General features: G+C 58.7%; 14 protein-coding genes and 2 pseudogenes. 12 read left to right on the top strand and 4 right to left on the bottom strand.

What is annotated here, in order from left to right; all coding sequences use genetic code 11:
- The first annotated feature begins 4 nt into the window (after positions 1-4).
- From traD to F3H58_RS24535, 3 genes are all read left to right on the top strand, one after another.
- On the top strand, positions 5-220 hold the full coding sequence (gene traD, locus F3H58_RS24545) for a type IV conjugative transfer system coupling protein TraD (RefSeq protein ID WP_149744107.1): 216 nt from the start codon (positions 5-7) through the stop codon (positions 218-220).
- A complete protein-coding gene (gene traG / locus F3H58_RS24540) occupies positions 207-2,129 on the top strand; it encodes a Ti-type conjugative transfer system protein TraG (RefSeq protein ID WP_149744091.1) in 1,923 nt (640 codons plus the stop codon). Before traD ends, traG begins: the two co-directional genes overlap by 14 nt.
- Positions 2,130-2,325: 196 nt before the next feature.
- Positions 2,326-2,664, top strand: coding sequence for a WGR domain-containing protein (locus tag F3H58_RS24535; RefSeq protein ID WP_149744106.1), 339 nt, complete (start codon positions 2,326-2,328; stop codon positions 2,662-2,664).
- Positions 2,665-3,037: 373 nt separating this feature from the next.
- Here the strand turns inward: F3H58_RS24535 and F3H58_RS24530 are convergent, their stop codons facing one another.
- Positions 3,038-3,349, bottom strand: coding sequence for a DUF736 domain-containing protein (locus F3H58_RS24530; protein WP_060724607.1), 312 nt, complete (start codon positions 3,347-3,349; stop codon positions 3,038-3,040).
- A 597-nt stretch (positions 3,350-3,946) separates the two neighbouring features.
- Here F3H58_RS24530 and F3H58_RS24520 point away from each other — a divergent pair.
- From F3H58_RS24520 to F3H58_RS24480, 9 genes and pseudogenes are all read left to right on the top strand, one after another.
- Positions 3,947-4,588: a hypothetical protein gene (locus F3H58_RS24520; protein WP_149744090.1), complete on the top strand. Its 642-nt coding sequence runs from the start codon at positions 3,947-3,949 to the stop codon at positions 4,586-4,588.
- A gap of 255 nt (positions 4,589-4,843) precedes the next feature.
- Positions 4,844-5,272, top strand: a pseudogene (locus F3H58_RS27835) (LysR substrate-binding domain-containing protein); the annotation flags it as partial.
- Between the two features lie 342 nt (positions 5,273-5,614).
- Positions 5,615-7,213 (top strand): ABC transporter substrate-binding protein, encoded by a 1,599-nt coding sequence (locus F3H58_RS24510; protein ID WP_502706425.1) that lies wholly within the window; start codon positions 5,615-5,617, stop codon positions 7,211-7,213.
- A gap of 77 nt (positions 7,214-7,290) precedes the next feature.
- A complete protein-coding gene (locus F3H58_RS24505) occupies positions 7,291-8,244 on the top strand; it encodes an ABC transporter permease (protein ID WP_149744087.1) in 954 nt (317 codons plus the stop codon).
- Positions 8,245-8,246: 2 nt separating this feature from the next.
- Positions 8,247-9,137, top strand: coding sequence for an ABC transporter permease (locus F3H58_RS24500; protein ID WP_060724602.1), 891 nt, complete (start codon positions 8,247-8,249; stop codon positions 9,135-9,137).
- Positions 9,134-10,195 (top strand): ABC transporter ATP-binding protein, encoded by a 1,062-nt coding sequence (locus F3H58_RS24495; protein WP_149744086.1) that lies wholly within the window; start codon positions 9,134-9,136, stop codon positions 10,193-10,195. The genes F3H58_RS24500 and F3H58_RS24495 overlap by 4 nt, the downstream gene beginning before the upstream one ends.
- Before the next feature lie 3 nt (positions 10,196-10,198).
- Entirely contained in the window at positions 10,199-11,164 is a 966-nt protein-coding gene (locus F3H58_RS24490) for an ABC transporter ATP-binding protein (RefSeq protein WP_149744085.1), read from the top strand.
- Between the two features lie 69 nt (positions 11,165-11,233).
- Positions 11,234-11,911, top strand: coding sequence for an aspartate/glutamate racemase family protein (locus F3H58_RS24485; protein WP_149744105.1), 678 nt, complete (start codon positions 11,234-11,236; stop codon positions 11,909-11,911).
- 103 nt (positions 11,912-12,014) lie between these two features.
- Positions 12,015-12,854 carry a MurR/RpiR family transcriptional regulator gene (locus F3H58_RS24480; protein ID WP_060724599.1) on the top strand — a complete coding sequence of 280 codons (840 nt, stop codon included), beginning with the start codon at positions 12,015-12,017 and terminating at the stop codon, positions 12,852-12,854.
- A 59-nt stretch (positions 12,855-12,913) separates the two neighbouring features.
- Here the strand turns inward: F3H58_RS24480 and F3H58_RS24475 are convergent, their stop codons facing one another.
- From F3H58_RS24475 to F3H58_RS24465, 3 genes and pseudogenes are all read right to left on the bottom strand, one after another.
- Positions 12,914-13,849 carry a dihydrodipicolinate synthase family protein gene (locus tag F3H58_RS24475; RefSeq protein WP_149744084.1) on the bottom strand — a complete coding sequence of 312 codons (936 nt, stop codon included), beginning with the start codon at positions 13,847-13,849 and terminating at the stop codon, positions 12,914-12,916.
- A 184-nt stretch (positions 13,850-14,033) separates the two neighbouring features.
- Positions 14,034-15,317 (bottom strand): annotated as a pseudogene (locus F3H58_RS24470) (TRAP transporter large permease); the annotation flags it as partial.
- Positions 15,318-15,338: 21 nt separating this feature from the next.
- Positions 15,339-15,872 carry a TRAP transporter small permease subunit gene (locus F3H58_RS24465; protein ID WP_149744082.1) on the bottom strand — a complete coding sequence of 178 codons (534 nt, stop codon included), beginning with the start codon at positions 15,870-15,872 and terminating at the stop codon, positions 15,339-15,341.
- Between the last annotated feature and the right edge of the window lie 42 nt (positions 15,873-15,914).

Genomic DNA, 15,914 nt, shown 5'->3' with positions numbered 1-15,914 from the left:
GCGGATGGCGAGGACGATGACATCCGAGGCCCGCAAGAAGGATACGCGGGAAAAGATCGAGCTTGGCGGCCTGATCGTCAAAGCCGGACTGCGCTACCAGAAGCGGGCGCTGCTGCTCGGTGCGCTGATCGACATCGCCCGCCGCATCGAGGGCGACGAGGGCGAGCGGTCGAGGCTCATTGCGATCGGGGCGGAGGCCTTCGGCAATGACGCTGAATAGGATTGCGCTTATTGTCGTGCCAGCGGCGCTGATGATCCTGGTCGTGATCGGAATGACCGGGATCGAGCACTGGCTTTCCGGCCTCGGCAACACAGAAGCCGCACGACTGGCATGGGGGCGGGCGGGCATTGCCTTGCCCTATGTGGCCAGCGCGGCGATCGGGATCGTCTTTCTATTCGCAAGTGCCGGTTCGATCAGTATCAGGCAGGCAGGTTGGGGCGTCGTTGCAGGGAGCAGCGGGGCAGCCTTGATTGCAGCCATCCGCGAAACAATCCGACTTTCTGCTTTCGCAAAGACACTGCCGTCCGACAAGACGGTCTTCGCTTATCTCGATCCAGCAACGTCGATTGGAGCGAGCGCCACGTTTCTCTCTGCCTGCTTCGCGCTCCGCGTTGTGTTGATCGGCAACTCGGCCTTTGCAAGCGTCGCGCCGAAACGCATTCGGGGGAAGCGAGCGCTTCATGGCGAGGCCGACTGGATGACGCTCGCAGAAGCGGCAAAGCTGTTTCCAGACGCCGGCGGCATGGTCATTGGCGAACGTTATCGGGTCGACAAGGATGCTATCGCAGCCCACGCGTTTCGAGCCGATAATGCAGAGACCTGGGGTGCCGGCGGGAAGCCACCCTTGCTGTGCTTCGACGGTTCTTTCGGCTCGTCGCACGGGATCGTCTTTGCCGGTTCCGGCGGTTTCAAGACAACCTCGGTGACAATACCGACGGCGCTCAAATGGGGTGGCACGTTGATCGTGCTCGACCCTTCGAACGAGGTTGCACCGATGGTCTCCGCGTATCGCAGCGGAGCGGGAAGGGACATGTTCGTCCTCGATCCGAGGAAACCCGACGTCGGCTTCAATGTGCTGGACTGGGTTGGCCGTTTCGGCGGAACGAAGGAAGAGGACATCGCCTCGGTCGCGTCATGGGTCATGAGCGAGGGCGGCGGGCCGCGGGGTGTCCGTGATGATTTTTTCCGGGCATCGGCGCTGCAGTTGCTCACCGCGCTCATCGCCGATGTCTGCCTCTCCGGTTACACGGATGAGAGGGATCAGACGCTTCGGCGGGTGCGCAGGAATCTTTCAGAGCCCGAGCCGACGTTGCGCAAGCGGCTGCAGGAAATCTACGAGAATTCCGGCTCGAACTTTGTGAAGGAAAATGTCGCGGCCTTCGTCAACATGACGCCGGAGACCTTCTCCGGCGTCTACGCCAATACCGTGAAGGAAACACACTGGCTTTCCTATCCGAACTACGCCGCACTTGTCTCAGGCCGGAAATTCTCGACCAGCGACGTCGCCGCTGGAAACAGCGATGTCTTCATCAACCTCGACCTCAAGACATTGGAGACCCATGCGGGCCTCGCGCGCGTCATCATCGGCTCGCTTCTCAACGCGATCTACAATCTTGACGGCCAGATCGAGGGACGCGCGCTGTTCCTCCTCGATGAGGTCGCCCGCCTTGGCTACATGCGAATCTTGGAAACCGCGCGCGACGCGGGTCGCAAATACGGGATCACGTTGACGATGATCTATCAGTCGCTCGGCCAGATGCGCGAGACCTATGGGGGTCGCGATGCGACGAGCAAGTGGTTCGAGAGCGCCAGCTGGATATCGTTTGCAGCGATCAACGATCCCGAGACCGCCGACTACATATCGAAACGATGCGGTATGACCACGGTCGAGGTTGACCAGGTCAGCCGTAGTTTTCAGGCAAAGGGATCGTCGCGGACGCGCTCGAAGCAGCTTGCCGCAAGAGCGCTGATCCAGCCGCATGAGGTCCTGCGCATGCGTGCGGATGAACAGATCGTCTTCACCGCCGGCAACGCACCGCTCCGCTGTGGCCGCGCGCTCTGGTTTCGACGTGATGATATGAAGGCATGCGTCGGCGAAAACCGGTTTCATTCACCCCCGGAAACGTGAAGACTGGTGGTACTCGACACATGCCGCAAAGACGATGCAACTGCGAGCAATATAACGTCTGCCATCGAGAAAGGGGGAGAGTTTGGTGCAGAAGACCGTCGTATCATCCAGGAAAAATCGCAAACCCGACAACCACCGTTTCGACCTTAGTCGTCTCGCCCGAACAATCGTTTTGGTTACACGAAACATCACGACGATGAATCGATTGACACCCAATGATTCAAAACTGTCGTTGGACGTGTTGCTGCCGATCGGCGAATCTGTGCCGATGATGATCCAACCCTACCAACTCTACGTCGAACGTATTGACGCTGCGAAGAACATGGCCCGTTTCTACGCCATGCAGATTTCCGTATCGCTGTTCGGGGAAACCTGTCTGACCAGACGATGGGGAAGAATCGGAACATCGGGGCAAATGATGATCCATCATTTCGGACGGGAGGAAGAGGCGGTCAGACTGTTTCTCGACCTTACGCGGCAGAAGAGGGCACGAGGCTACCGACCGAGAGCTATTGCACAACGACCATTGAGCTGATTGACAGTGGCGTCGAAGCCGGAACAAAAAAGAGCGGCCGCCGAAACGGCCATGGCCAGAGCTTTCCCTTGCGGAAAAGCGAACGATCACCTTGCCGGGATTGCAAAACGACACCCATGGCGACGAGGAGTCTGGCGAGTTTTTGCATCGGAGATTCTGCTTTCGAATTGGCGATGTCGCGGCATCGAAAGTTGGTCGGGGCGGGTGATCGTTCTTCATCGAGTCCGTCAGTCGAACAGGCAACCCCGGGCGATCCAAGCCGCGTCCTTCGTCTCCATATCTCACCGAAAGGCCGGAACCGGGCTCGATGCCTTGGTACCGCCTTCTCCTGTAGTTTGAAGAGGCCCCGCCCGTGGGCGGAGCCTCGAGGACTTCAGTCACGGTTGGGTCGGGACCATATGAGCTGGAAGCCGTCTTCACCTTCGACTTCGGAGAGGGTAGCGTAGATCGGAGCCGGAAAGCTCGGGTCGTCCAGCTTGACCGAGAGGTAGTCGCGTTCGGTCTCTGCGGAACGCTTCTGCCAGGCTGCACCCAGTTCGACGTTACCCGCATAGATGCGGAAGTGCGGGCCTCTGTCGGAGGGGCTTTCGATGCGGGCGATGCGAGCCTTGACGTTGAGGGCCAGCGTGCGGATGGAGCCGTTGAAGCCGCTTTCAGAGGTGGTGAAGGTGCCGATGGTTGCCATTATCATGTTCCTTTCGTTTGTTTCGGACCGCGCCCTTCGCGGCCTCGATGGCTGTCGCAAAGATCGGGGACGATTGGACCGCACCTGCAAGGACGAAACAACGTGGAGGGCGGCCCGGAGGAGCTTTGTTGTTGCGCGAGGAATGCGGCAAAGCCGCAGGGGAAGAAAGTTTCGGAGGGTCGTTGCGGGAGAACGATCGAGGCGAAGCCGCTCACCGATCAGACATGACTCATCGAGCCCGCGAAGGACGTGGCCCGTGACACTGATGGAAGGAACCGGCAATGTCGGCACTTGTCACCAGCTTGCCGCGCTGAAACGGTCCCCGGGGCGAATTCTTTGCCCATTCTCCACGCCGGGCGGTAGAACCGGGTCGAGTGGTTGCCGGGCAGGGAGTTGCGTTCTTCTTCCAGCCGGATAGCGTGGACCCTCCCGCGCTCCCTCCATACGCACTGGAGCTGTTATTGTAAGGTTACTAACGATGCGACACAGGCGGCTGATTACGCCCGTTCAGCTTACTCAGCCGGCCCGCGAGGACGGTCAGATTGCATCTCGGCATGCAATTTGCGAAAGTAGGAGGCCAAATGGAGGCTCAAGTATTTGGGTAGTCAACAATCTAACGGATCGTCGAACCTCAGACGTGTACGCGTATTTGAGCTTCTTTGGTTTCCGTTGAGAACTTCACTTGTCGTTGCGCCGGTGTGGGCCGTCTACGGGCTCTTCCAACGATTTTCTCCTGGCGATGTAACGGGGCTTTATGATTTTGCGCTATGGCTGAGTTTCGGATTGGTATTGCTCAGCACCGGTCGAACGATTGTGGCGGTGAGGGGACAACCGGACAGTCTTCTGCTTCGTGGTGCCGGACACTCGGCTCGTTTGCCCAAACGATCAAACCCGCAAAGAGCTATTCTGACCTTTCGTGAACTGCGGGCCGACGTTTATTTCTCGGATCCGCTGCCAGCCGAAGATGTGAAAGTATTGCGCAGGTTGGAGCTGTTTCTTTTGACTCCATTGCGCATTCTGGCCGGAACCATTGTCTTCTGGATCGTGAACAACCTGGTTGTGTTTTTGACAGCGGGAGCGGGCCTAACTTTCGTGTTCAACATACTTTGGTACACTATTGTCATTCTCTACGTGATCTATGTTGCCCTTCAGGCCATCGTCCCCATTATTGCGTCCGGCGGGCCAGGATTTGATGATGCACTCAGGGTGCGGGCGTGGTTTAGGCACTTTCGCAGATAATTGGAGCCATAGTCCAGTGTTTCGCGGGTGCCATGCCAACCGCGCTGAGTTTCTCGAAAATCCTGTGATACCGATTTGTTCCGGGGCGTCGCGGTACGACGTGTTTCGCGGTCGCCCCGCCAGACGGTCGCAATTCTTGGGGAGGTGCGGTTCATGGATGAACTCCAAAGGCGAGGCCACGGGCAAGACCGATAAGCGCGCTCGCAGCCGACACGGTCAGAAGACCAGTTTTGAAGCGGAAGACCGCGATGACGGGTGGCCGCGCCTTCCTATATGGCGGGCAAGATACCACCTCACGACCCTTCGGTACTGCCGGAGTGAGGGCATCGTCACGTGCTCGCTGCGGACAGGCCGCACCGGCAGTGGCAGATGCGTGATGCGGCGAGGAGGGAAGAACCCGGAGGCTGAGGGACACGGTGGTGGTCAATAATCCTGCCGCAATGCGCATGGGCGCTGATTGGCATGGGAGTGACGATGATCGCCAAGCCCGACGCTCTTTCCTATCTGGAAGGCGCGGATCTGACGCGGGTTCTGCCCCATTGGTATGCCGATGCCCGGGCCGATCTCGATCTACTACGCCAACCGTACGCTTCTGCCGCTAAAACTCGCGTTTTCATCGATTTCGTCGTGGAAGCCTTCCAGCGTGAAAAGTGGCCGGAACGCTTTGCCGGAAGTATGGGATAGTGAAACAGTTTTCGGACATTCCGTCGCGGCACAGAAGGAAGATCAGCGCCTGAGCGCGATCAGTTGTAGCGGAGATGTTGCAACCGTCTTGGTCCAAGATACACAGCTGAAAATGCGGCATAGCCTAGAATTTTTGCGTTCTATTGATTTGAGTTTTTATTTGTCTTCAGTCGATTGATTTGCTCATCATGTTGATAATAACATGAAATTACAGTTTCATAAAAATTGGCATGAAATCTGCATCCTCTTTTTCGACTGGGCAGGGCCCAGGGGTAAACAAAAAGAGGGAACAGCATGATGCAGATATCCGGGAAGATGCCTCCTATGGTGAAAGGTCTGCGGATGGCGGCGCTGACGGGCGGCGCCATAGTTTCGCTGATGGCCGGGCATGTGTCTGAAGCCCTGGCGGCGGGGACGCTTCGTATCGGCATGACCGCCTCCGATATACCGCTCACCACAGGCCAGACCGACCAGGGCGGCGAAGGCCAGCGCTTCATGGGGTACACACTCTATAATGCCTTGATTGAATGGGACCTTTCGAGCGCAGACAAGCCCTCTGCTCTGATCCCGGCGCTTGCGACTTCGTGGGACGTCGATCAGAATGACAAGACCAAGTGGACGTTCAAGCTGCGTGATGGCGTGAAATTCCATGACGGCAGCACATTCGATGCCGAGGCAGTGGTCTGGAACCTTGACAAACTGCTGGTGACGGATGCGCCGCAGTTCGACAAGCGTCAGTCAGCACAGGGCAAGTCTCGCATTCCGGCGGTTGCCTCCTACAGGGTGATCGATCCGCTGACGGTTGAGATCGTCACCAAGAGCCCCGATGCGACGCTTCCCTATCAGTTGAGTTGGGTTCTCATGTCCTCCCCGGCAAACTGGGAAGCGCAGGGCAAGAACTGGGATGCCGTTGCCCAGAAGCCTTCCGGTACCGGGCCGTGGAAGATGGAAAGCGGCTTTACACCACGTGAGCGCGCTGAACTGACCCCCAACAGGGACTATTGGGACAAGGCGCGTGTGCCGAAGCTCGACAAACTGGTGCTTGTCCCGCTTCCAGAACCCAACACGCGCGTGGCGGCTCTGCGGTCTGGTCAGGTCGACTGGATCGAGGCGCCCGCGCCGGATTCGGTCAAGTCGCTGAAGAGTGCTGGATTCAACATCGTCACCAATTCCTATCCGCATAACTGGACATGGCATCTTTCGCGCGTCGAAGGGTCGCCCTGGAACGATATCCGCGTTCGCAAGGCTGCCAACCTTGCCGTTGACCGTGAAGGCCTCAATGAACTGCTCGGCGGCCTCTCTGTCCCGGCTCAGGGTTATCTGCCTCCTGGCCATCAGTGGTTCGGCAAGCCGACCTTCAAGCTCGAATATAACGTCGAGGAAGCCAAGCGGCTGATGGCCGAAGCTGGTTATGGCCCGGACAAGCCCATCACCACAAAGGTTGTGATTTCTTCCTCCGGTTCTGGCCAGATGTTGCCGCTCGCCATGAACGAATACATCCAGCAGACCCTGTCGGAAATCGGCATCAATGTCGAATACGAGGTTGCCGACTGGAACACGGTCATCAACATCTGGCGCGCCGGCGCCAAAGACCCAAGTGCAAAGGGTGCGACGGCCGTCAACTACAGCTACTTCATCCAGGACCCTTTCACAGCGTTGATCCGCCAGTCGCAGTGTAATCTGGCGCCGCCGAACGGCACCAACTGGGGTTTTTACTGTGATCCGGATATGGATGCCCTGTTCAGTCAGGTACGCACCACCTTCGATGCGGCAGAGCAGGACAAGGTGCTCCAGAAGATCCATGAGAAATATGTCGATGACGCGCTCTTCCTGATGGTGACACACGACGTCAACCCGCGCGCCATGTCCACCAAGGTCAAGGGCTTTGTTCAGGCACAGAACTGGTTCCAGGATTTTTCGACGATCTCCATCGATCCCTGATTTTTGCGCGGTGGCAGGGCGGGTTCGTTACCCGCCCTGCCATTTTCGATGCCCGATCTGACTCTCACGAGGACATCATGCTGCTCTACGCACTAAAACGACTGTTGCATGTCATTCCCGTCACGATCGGCGTGAGCATTGTCTGCTTCATGCTGATCCATATCGCCCCCGGTGATCCGCTTGCTGCGATCCTGCCTTCGGACGCCTCCGCCGACATGCAGGCGCAGATGCGTGCGTTCTACGGTCTCGACCGTCCTTTGCCGGTCCAATATGCGCTTTGGGTATGGCATGCCGTGCAGGGCGATCTGGGTACGTCGATTGCAACAGGGCGTCCTGTTCTCGCCGACATCATTGATGCATCGATCAATTCGATCATTCTTGCCCTGTCCGCGGCGGTGATCGGCTTCGTCGGCGGAGCAACACTCGGGTTTCTTGCCGGTGTTTTTCGCGGTGGGTGGGTCGATCGCCTGTCATCGGGAATATCCATGCTCGGCGTCAGCGTGCCGCATTACTGGCTGGGCATGGTACTGGTCATCACCTTTTCCGTTACGCTGGGCTGGCTGCCGGCAATGGGGGGCGGTCCGGGTGGGTCGTCGGGTCGAAGCTTCAGTTGGGACTATCTCCAGTATCTCGTTCTGCCGGCAGTCACCATGTCGGTCATTCCAATGGGCATCATTGCCCGTACAATCCGCTCTCTGGTGGCAGATATTCTTGCCCAGGATTTCACCCAGGCGCTTGCGGCCAAGGGATTGTTGCGAGGTCATATTCTGCGCCACGTGGTACGCAATGCCGCGCCAACAGCACTTTCCGTCATGGGTCTGCAACTGGGATATCTTCTCGGTGGGTCAATCCTGATCGAGACGGTGTTTTCCTGGCCTGGCACGGGCTTTCTTCTGAACGGTGCAATTTTCACCCGTGACCTGCCGATCCTGCAAGGCACCATCCTGGTGCTGGCAATGTTTTTCGTCGTCCTCAATCTTCTGGTCGACGTCTTCCAGAGCGCCATCGATCCCCGCATTCAGAGGAGCTGACCATGGTTGCCATCACCACAGCATCCGAAATTCCCGTCGAGAGAATTGCCAAGTCCCCCGGTTTTTGGAGCGGCGTTTTGAGGCGCCTCAGTCGCGATCCGGTCGCGATGGCGGCGCTGGCACTTCTCGTTGTTCTCGTCCTGATCGCCCTTTTCGCTCCCTATCTCGCGCCTTACGACCCAGCGAAGGGTAGTGTGATCCGCCGCCTGAAACCGATTGGAACGGAGGGATATATTCTCGGTACCGATGAACTCGGCCGCGATATGCTGTCGCGTTTGATCTATGGCGCGCGGCTGTCGCTGATCATGGGCGTCGTGCCGGTGCCGATCGCGTTTGTAATCGGTTCGGCAATCGGCATCACCGCCGGTTACGCTGGTGGTTTGACAAACACCCTGATCATGCGCACGGTTGATGTGTTTTATGCCTTTCCATCCGTGCTGCTTGCCGTCGCGCTTTCGGGAGCACTCGGGTCCGGTCTCACCAACGCGCTGGTGTCTTTGACGGTTGTATTTATTCCGCAGATCGCCCGCGTCGCCGAAAGCGTGACAACACAGGTGCGCAAGCTGGATTATGTCGATGCGGCACGCGCATCGGGTGCTGCGGCCTTCACCATCATTCGTGTCCATATCCTTGGAAACGTCCTCAGTCCGATCTTCGTCTTCGCCACGAGCCTGATTTCGGTGTCGATGATCCTTGCCTCCGGCCTGTCGTTCCTTGGGCTTGGAGTGCGCCCGCCTGATGCAGAATGGGGCCTGATGCTCAACACGCTGCGCACGGCGATTTATACCAATCCCTTCGTCGCGGCTCTTCCCGGCGTGATGATCTTCATCACTTCGATCTGCTTCAACCTTTTCTCAGACGGGCTGCGCACAGCCATGGACGTGAAGTCATGATCAGCATCGTAGGAAAACCGGCTTTCGCACTGCCAGTTGGTGAACGGGGCGGCCCTGCCCAGCCGTTGATCTCCGCTCGCGGGCTCCTCAAACACTTCCCGGTCAAGGGCAGCGGCTTTCTCAAGCCAAAGAAAGTGGTACGCGCGGTAGACGGGGTCGATTTCGATATCCTGAAGGGCGAGACGCTGGGCGTCGTCGGTGAAAGCGGCTGCGGCAAGTCAACGACGGCGCGACTTCTCATGCAACTGATCGAACCGGACGCAGGCGAAATTCTCTTCGACGGTGAAACGGTTGGAGGTGCCCTGCCGCTTTCGGCCTATCGCCGTCAGGTCCAGATGGTTTTTCAGGATAGTTACGCCTCCCTCAATCCAAGGCTGACAATCGAGGAATCCATTGCCTTTGCCCCAAAAGTTCATGGAACGCCGGCCGCAAAGGCGATTGCGGCGTCTCATGATCTGCTGCACCGCGTTGGCCTCGAGCCGTCCCGGTTCGCAGGCCGCTATCCACATGAGCTTTCTGGCGGTCAGCGCCAACGCGTCAATATCGCCCGCGCCCTGGCGATAAAGCCTCGCCTCGTCATTCTGGATGAGGCGGTCTCGGCCCTCGACAAATCGGTGGAGGCGCAGGTGCTCAACTTGCTTCTCGATCTCAAACGCGACTTCGGCCTGACTTATCTGTTCATCTCGCATGACCTCAACGTCGTCCGCTTCATGTGCGATCGGGTCATGGTCATGTATCTCGGCAAGGTGGCGGAAGTCGGCAGTCGCAACGCGATTTACGGCAATACGACTCACCCCTATTCGGCGGCGCTTTTGGCCTCTATGCCGAAAATGGACCCGGCCGAGCGAACCGAAGCGCCGCCGTTGACGGGCGATCCGCCGAACCCGATCGATCCACCGTCCGGTTGCCGTTTCCACCCCCGCTGCAGTCTTGCGGAGGATGTCTGTCAACGGACGTTGCCACCATTGACAGATATTTCCGTTGACCAGGCGGCAGCCTGTCTCACGGCGGTGCCTGGCTCCGGTCATAGCCGCGCGCCTGTAATGATGGAGGCATGACCCATGCAGAATGATGCGATGATCGATATCAGCAGCCTTTCGGTGACATTTCGGCGTGGCGGAAAGATGGTAAAGGCCGTCAGCGGTGTTAGCCTGTCCGTAAAACCAGGAGAAGTGGTCGCACTGCTTGGTGAATCCGGTTCGGGCAAGAGCGTGACGATGCGCTCGTTGCTACGGCTTCACCCCAGGGGGACGCTGATCGAAGGTGGCATGACCATCGACGGGCGTGATGTCTTGGGGCTGTCCAACCGTGCGCTTGCCGATTTGCGAGGGGCTGTGGTCTCCATGGTTTTTCAGGAGCCTCGTCTTGCACTTGATCCCGTCTACACAGTTGGTCGGCAGATCGAGGAAACCATCATGCGGCATGAAAAAGTGTCTCGCAGTGTGGCCGCTGCGCGGGCGCTTGCGCTGTTCCAGAAAGTCCGTATTCCCTCGCCAGAGCGGCGCCTTGCCAATTATCCTCACGAAATGTCGGGTGGTATGCTTCAGCGTGCCATGATCGCAATGGCGCTTGCCTGCAATCCCAAGGTCTTGCTGGCCGACGAGCCGACGACCGCACTCGATGCGACGGTTCAAATCCAGATCCTGCTGCTCATTAGAGAGCTACAGCGGGAATATGGCCTGTCAGTCATCTTCGTCACCCATGACATCGGCGTGGCGGCCGAGGTAGCGGACCGTATCGCGGTCATGTATGCCGGTCGTATTGTGGAGGAGGCGCTGGTCGGCGATATCATCCGCAATCCGCGTCATCCCTATACGAAGGGCCTGCTTGGTGCCCGCGTCGAACTCGCCGATGGACGTGACCGATTGATCACCATTCCTGGGGCACCACCCGATCTGGCCGCTATGCCACCGGGGTGTGCTTTTGCACCACGCTGTACACAGGTCAAGGATCTCTGCCGCACGCAGGTTCCGCCACTCGCTCCACTTTCCGGCCGGGCGGGTGTCGCATGTCTTTTCCCGAATTGAACGCGCGTAAGCGCCGGTCGCCATAGAAACCAGATAGGGCGGGTGACCCCTCGTGGTCTCGCAGGAATGATGAAACGCATAGGACTTATCAACCCGAATACGTCGCACGCCACCACGGCGATGATGACCAACATCGCCCGCAGCTACCTGCCGGGGAGCTTTGAAATTGAGGGGGTGACGGCAGGGCGTGGCGTGCCGATGATCCTCAATGATGCCCAATTGGCTGCCGCCGCCGATGGCGTCGTGGAAATGGGGCTCGAACTGGCAGGTCGTAACGACGGTTTGATCGTCTGCGCGTTCGGCGATCCGGGTTTGGAGCGTCTCGCGGCCGTAACCGGTCTGCCGTCGGTCGGGATTTGCCATGCCAGCATGATGGAGGCTTCAGCCGGTGGGCGACGTTTCGGGATCGCCACTGTGACGCCCGACCTTGTCGAGAGTTTTGCTGCCAAGGCGCAGACATTCGGCGTCGCATCGTTCTTCACCGGCACCCGATTGACGAAGGGAGATCCGCAACGACTTGCTTCAGATCCTGAGGCGTTACACGCGGCGCTCGAAATCGCGGCTCGGGAATGTATCGAAAAGGACGGTGCCGATGTGGTTATCATCGGCGGCGGGCCGCTCGGCCAGGCGGCCGATGATCTGCAACGCGTCCTCTCAGCGCCCCTTATCGCACCGATCCGTTCGGCGGTGGAACGTCTTGTTGAGGTGTTGGAAATGGAAAGCCACGTATCGACCTTGCAGCGGTGATGGATATCCGACGTTGTCGATCGTGCGCCTCGTTGCTTTTTCTGTTGCAAGCCGTGTGACGGCGGCTGAAGCTTGGTGCGTGGAGAATTTGCCGGAGTATCGAGTGCCAAAGGAAAGATCGTTTCTGTTTCGCGTCAGGCAGGCCCTGCCGGAGCTTCATCCCGCCGAAAAGCGGATTGGAGAGTTTGTCTGCGATTTCCCTGGCGAACTCGCCAGTTACTCAGCTCAGGAGCTTGCAGCCCTCGCGCATGTTTCCAAGGCAACGGTAACACGTTTCATCAAGCGGCTTGGATACGAGAATTACGAAGAAGCCAGACGCCACGCCCGGGCGGAAAAGCAAACGGGCTCCCGGCTCTTCCTGGCAAGCGCTACCGATGTCGGGGCGGAACAGTCGATCAAGGCACATGTCGCACAGGCTGTTGCCAATCTGGAAGCAACATTTCTCGGAATTTCGGAAAGCCAACTCGACGGCGCCGTCACCGCGCTGCTTCACGCACGCAAGGTCTGGGTAATAGGCTTCCGCAGCAGCCACCCCTTTGCAGCCTATCTGCAATGGCAGCTTACACAGGTCATCGAAAGCATCGCTGTCATCCCGGGTGCCGGACAGACCATGGGCGAACATCTGGTCAGCGTCGGCGAAAATGATGTCGTGGTTTTCTTTGGGCTGCGTCGCAGAACCACCCAATCCAATGCAATCATTGATCATATCCGACGCACAAAGGCGCAGCTTCTTTACGTGACCGACGAGGGAGCCCCCTTTGAGACGAATGCGGCTTGGCATTTTCAGTGCCAGACGCTGGCGCCAGGCCCGCTGTTCAATCATACGGCAGTGATGGCCCTTTGCCATATTCTCATCACCCGTTGCCTTGAAAAGGCTGGTACGAATGGCCGTATCCGCCTGCGCAGTATCGAGTCACTCAACGAAACACTGGACGAACTGTGACACTCGACTTGTATCTCCAGGGAAATCAGAAAACCGATGCCGCGCACAACGGCAGTGGATTAAGTCCGTCCACGCAACAAGTCCAGTTTATGCACCTGACGTTCGATCAGCTTTTCGATTTCCTTTACGGCAAGCACACTTAGCGCCGGACCCGGACGACGCTGGGTCGCGCTGGCGATAGCGCCGCGTTTTGCCAGAACATGTTTTCGCACTGCAAGGCCAAGACCGGGCTGCTGTTCGTAGCGCATCAGCGGCAGATAGGCGTCGAACAAGTCCTGTGCGGCCTCGTATCTGCCCTCATTGCTGAGACGGACGACATCCACCATCATTTCCGGATAGGCGAAGCCGGTCATGGCACCATCGGCGCCACGTTGCATTTCCTCGGTCAGAAAAACACCGGCATTGCCGCACAGGATCGAGGTGCGGCGACGACCTTTGGCCTCCGCTTCACGCAGGTCGGTGATCTTCTGTAAACCCGGCCAATCCTCGTGCTTGAGCATGACGATGCTGGGATGGGCCTCGAAGATGACGCCCAGCGTTTTCGAGCTTATCTGAACGCCGGTGGAGAGCGGGAAGTCCTGCAGCACCACAGGCACGTCGGCGCCGACAGTATCGACCACGTTGCGGTAATAGGTAATGATCTGCTCGTCGGTGCGTAGTGCGGATGGTGGAGCGACCATGACACCGGCGGCACCCGGATCCATGGCTGCCTTTGTCAGCTCGCCGATAGCGGCAAGGCCGAGTGCGGAGACGCCAACCACCACCGGTTTTCCTTCGGAACGCTTCAGCGTCAGCTTCGTGACTTCGATCGATTCCGCCTGGGTGAGCTTGGGTGCTTCTCCCATCATGCCGAGGATAGTCAGCCCGTCTGCGCCTTTTTCATAATAGAAGTCGACCATGCGGCTGATGCTTTCGCCGTCGAGCGCACCGCCTTCGGCAAACGGTGTGCAGGCAATGACGAACACACCCTTGGTACTGGAGTTTATGAGCGACATGACATGTTCCTATTTGAGCCGCCTGTGTTGCAAGGGTTCTGTTCCAACCCGTGGGGTTGACCGCAGCGGCGCCGGGTCGGTTGGCGATTTCGCTGCCGATCCGGAACGGACCGCAGCAGCGTGACGGATCTGGGTGGATGTCGGCCTTGCGCAGGGGAGCGCGTTGGCCGGCAAACCGTTTGCGTCAATTATTCGCCAGCATATCCGGAACGATCGAAATGATTTCCGGGAAGATGGCGATGAGCAGGACAAAGGCGCACATGATGAAGAAGAACGGCATAGTCGCCCGGGTGATGCGGGCCATGCTGTCGCCGGTCAGGCGCTGGATGACGGTGAGGTTGAAACCGACGGGCGGCGAGACCTGCGCCATCTCCACCACGATGACGATGAATATGCCGAACCAGACCTTGCTGTAACCGGCCGCCATGACCAGCGGCAGGGTGATCGGCAGCGTCATGACGATGCAGCCCAGCCCTTCCATCACCGTGCCGAGGATGATGTAGAAGATCAGGAGCACGATGATGAGCATGAATGGCGAAAGGCCCCAGCCCTCGATGATGCCGGCGATGTAGCGCGGCATGCCGAGATAACCGATGACGGTCGACAGGAACATCGCGCCGACCATGATGAGGCCGATCATGGCGCAGGAATCGGCCGCCTGTTTCGCGGCCTGCATGAGGTTTGAAAGGTTCAGCGTCTTCTGGAAAGCGCCGATGAGGATTGCGCCGCCGACGCCGACCGCGGCCGCTTCCGTCGGAGAGGCGATGCCACCATACATCGAGCCGACCACGCCGATGATGAGCAGCAGCAGCGGTCCCAGATCCTTCAACGCCACCAGCTTTTCAATGAAGGTGGTGGGCGCAAGGGCCTCCCCGACGAGGGCAGGATTCATCAGCGCCCTGACGCCGATATAGCCCATATAGGATGCGGCCATCAGCAGGCCCGGCAGGATGCCCGCCATGAACAGCTTCAGGATCGATTCTTCCGCCATGACCCCGTAGATGATCATGATCGTCGATGGCGGAATGAGAAAGCCCAGCGTTCCCGCTCCCGCAAGGCTGCCAGTGATGAGGTCGCGGTTATAACCGCGCGAAATAAGTTCTTTTGCGGTGATGCGCCCGACCGTTGCCGTGGTGGCCGCGGATGAGCCGCAGACGGATGCGAAAAGCGTGCAGCCGAGAACGGTGATATGGGCAAGCCGACCGGGCACATGCCGAAGCCAGGGGGCAAGGCCGGAGAACAGCGCTTCTGAAATCTTCGTTCGGAACAGGATTTCCGCCATGAAGATAAAGAGCGGCAGGGCCAGCATTTCCGGCGAAACCAGGGTGTTCCAGGTTTGCTGGGCCAGTAGTTTGAAAAGCGGCAAAGCGGGGCGATAGAGTGCTGCCAGCGCAGCTCCCGTGCCGACCAGGCCAAGGCCGATCCAGACCCCGGTGCCCAGAATGAGCGTCATCAGGCCGAGCAGGCTGAAGGTGATCTTTCCCATGATTTATTCCAGTCCCGGGCCGGTTGAAAGTGTTTCGCCGCGAAGAAGCCGCAGGAACTGCGCCAGCATCTGCAAATTCAGGATGATCGCGCCGATTGCGAGTGCGCTCTGCGGATAGACGAGCGGAATGCGGGTGACCGATGAGGAGGTTGAACCGCGCAGCGCGGAAAGGATGGTCATGTCCGTCAATGCGACCGAAAGCGCAATGCAGATAACAAGACCGACAAGGCATGCCATCATATCCAGCCGCCTCGCGCCGGTTGAAGAAAGCGCCTCGCCTATTGCGGTGACGCGGACATGTGAACCGGATTTCAGCGCGCTGGCGCCGGCGAGCATGAAGCTCGTGGCCATCAGGTAGGCGGCGACATCCCAGGCGAATGGCAGGGAGTAGCCGGCAAGGTTTCTGAGAAGGATTTCGCAGGCGATGAGAATGAAAATGCCGAGGAGAGACAGGGCTGCAAGCAGGTTTGCAGCCTCCGTCAACCGGTCGATCGGCGTTATGATGGCTGCGAATGCGGGACTGGCTGGATTTCTCATGATGTTTCTCCGGAGTGCGCAGAAGGAGGCGGACAGCCGGCC

This window comes from Rhizobium sp. NFACC06-2 (genome assembly GCF_900101425.1).
Taxonomy (GTDB): domain Bacteria; phylum Pseudomonadota; class Alphaproteobacteria; order Rhizobiales; family Rhizobiaceae; genus Agrobacterium; species Agrobacterium leguminum.
The sequence above is the reverse complement of the archived record's forward strand: the minus strand, read 5'-3'. Positions and strand labels throughout refer to the sequence as shown.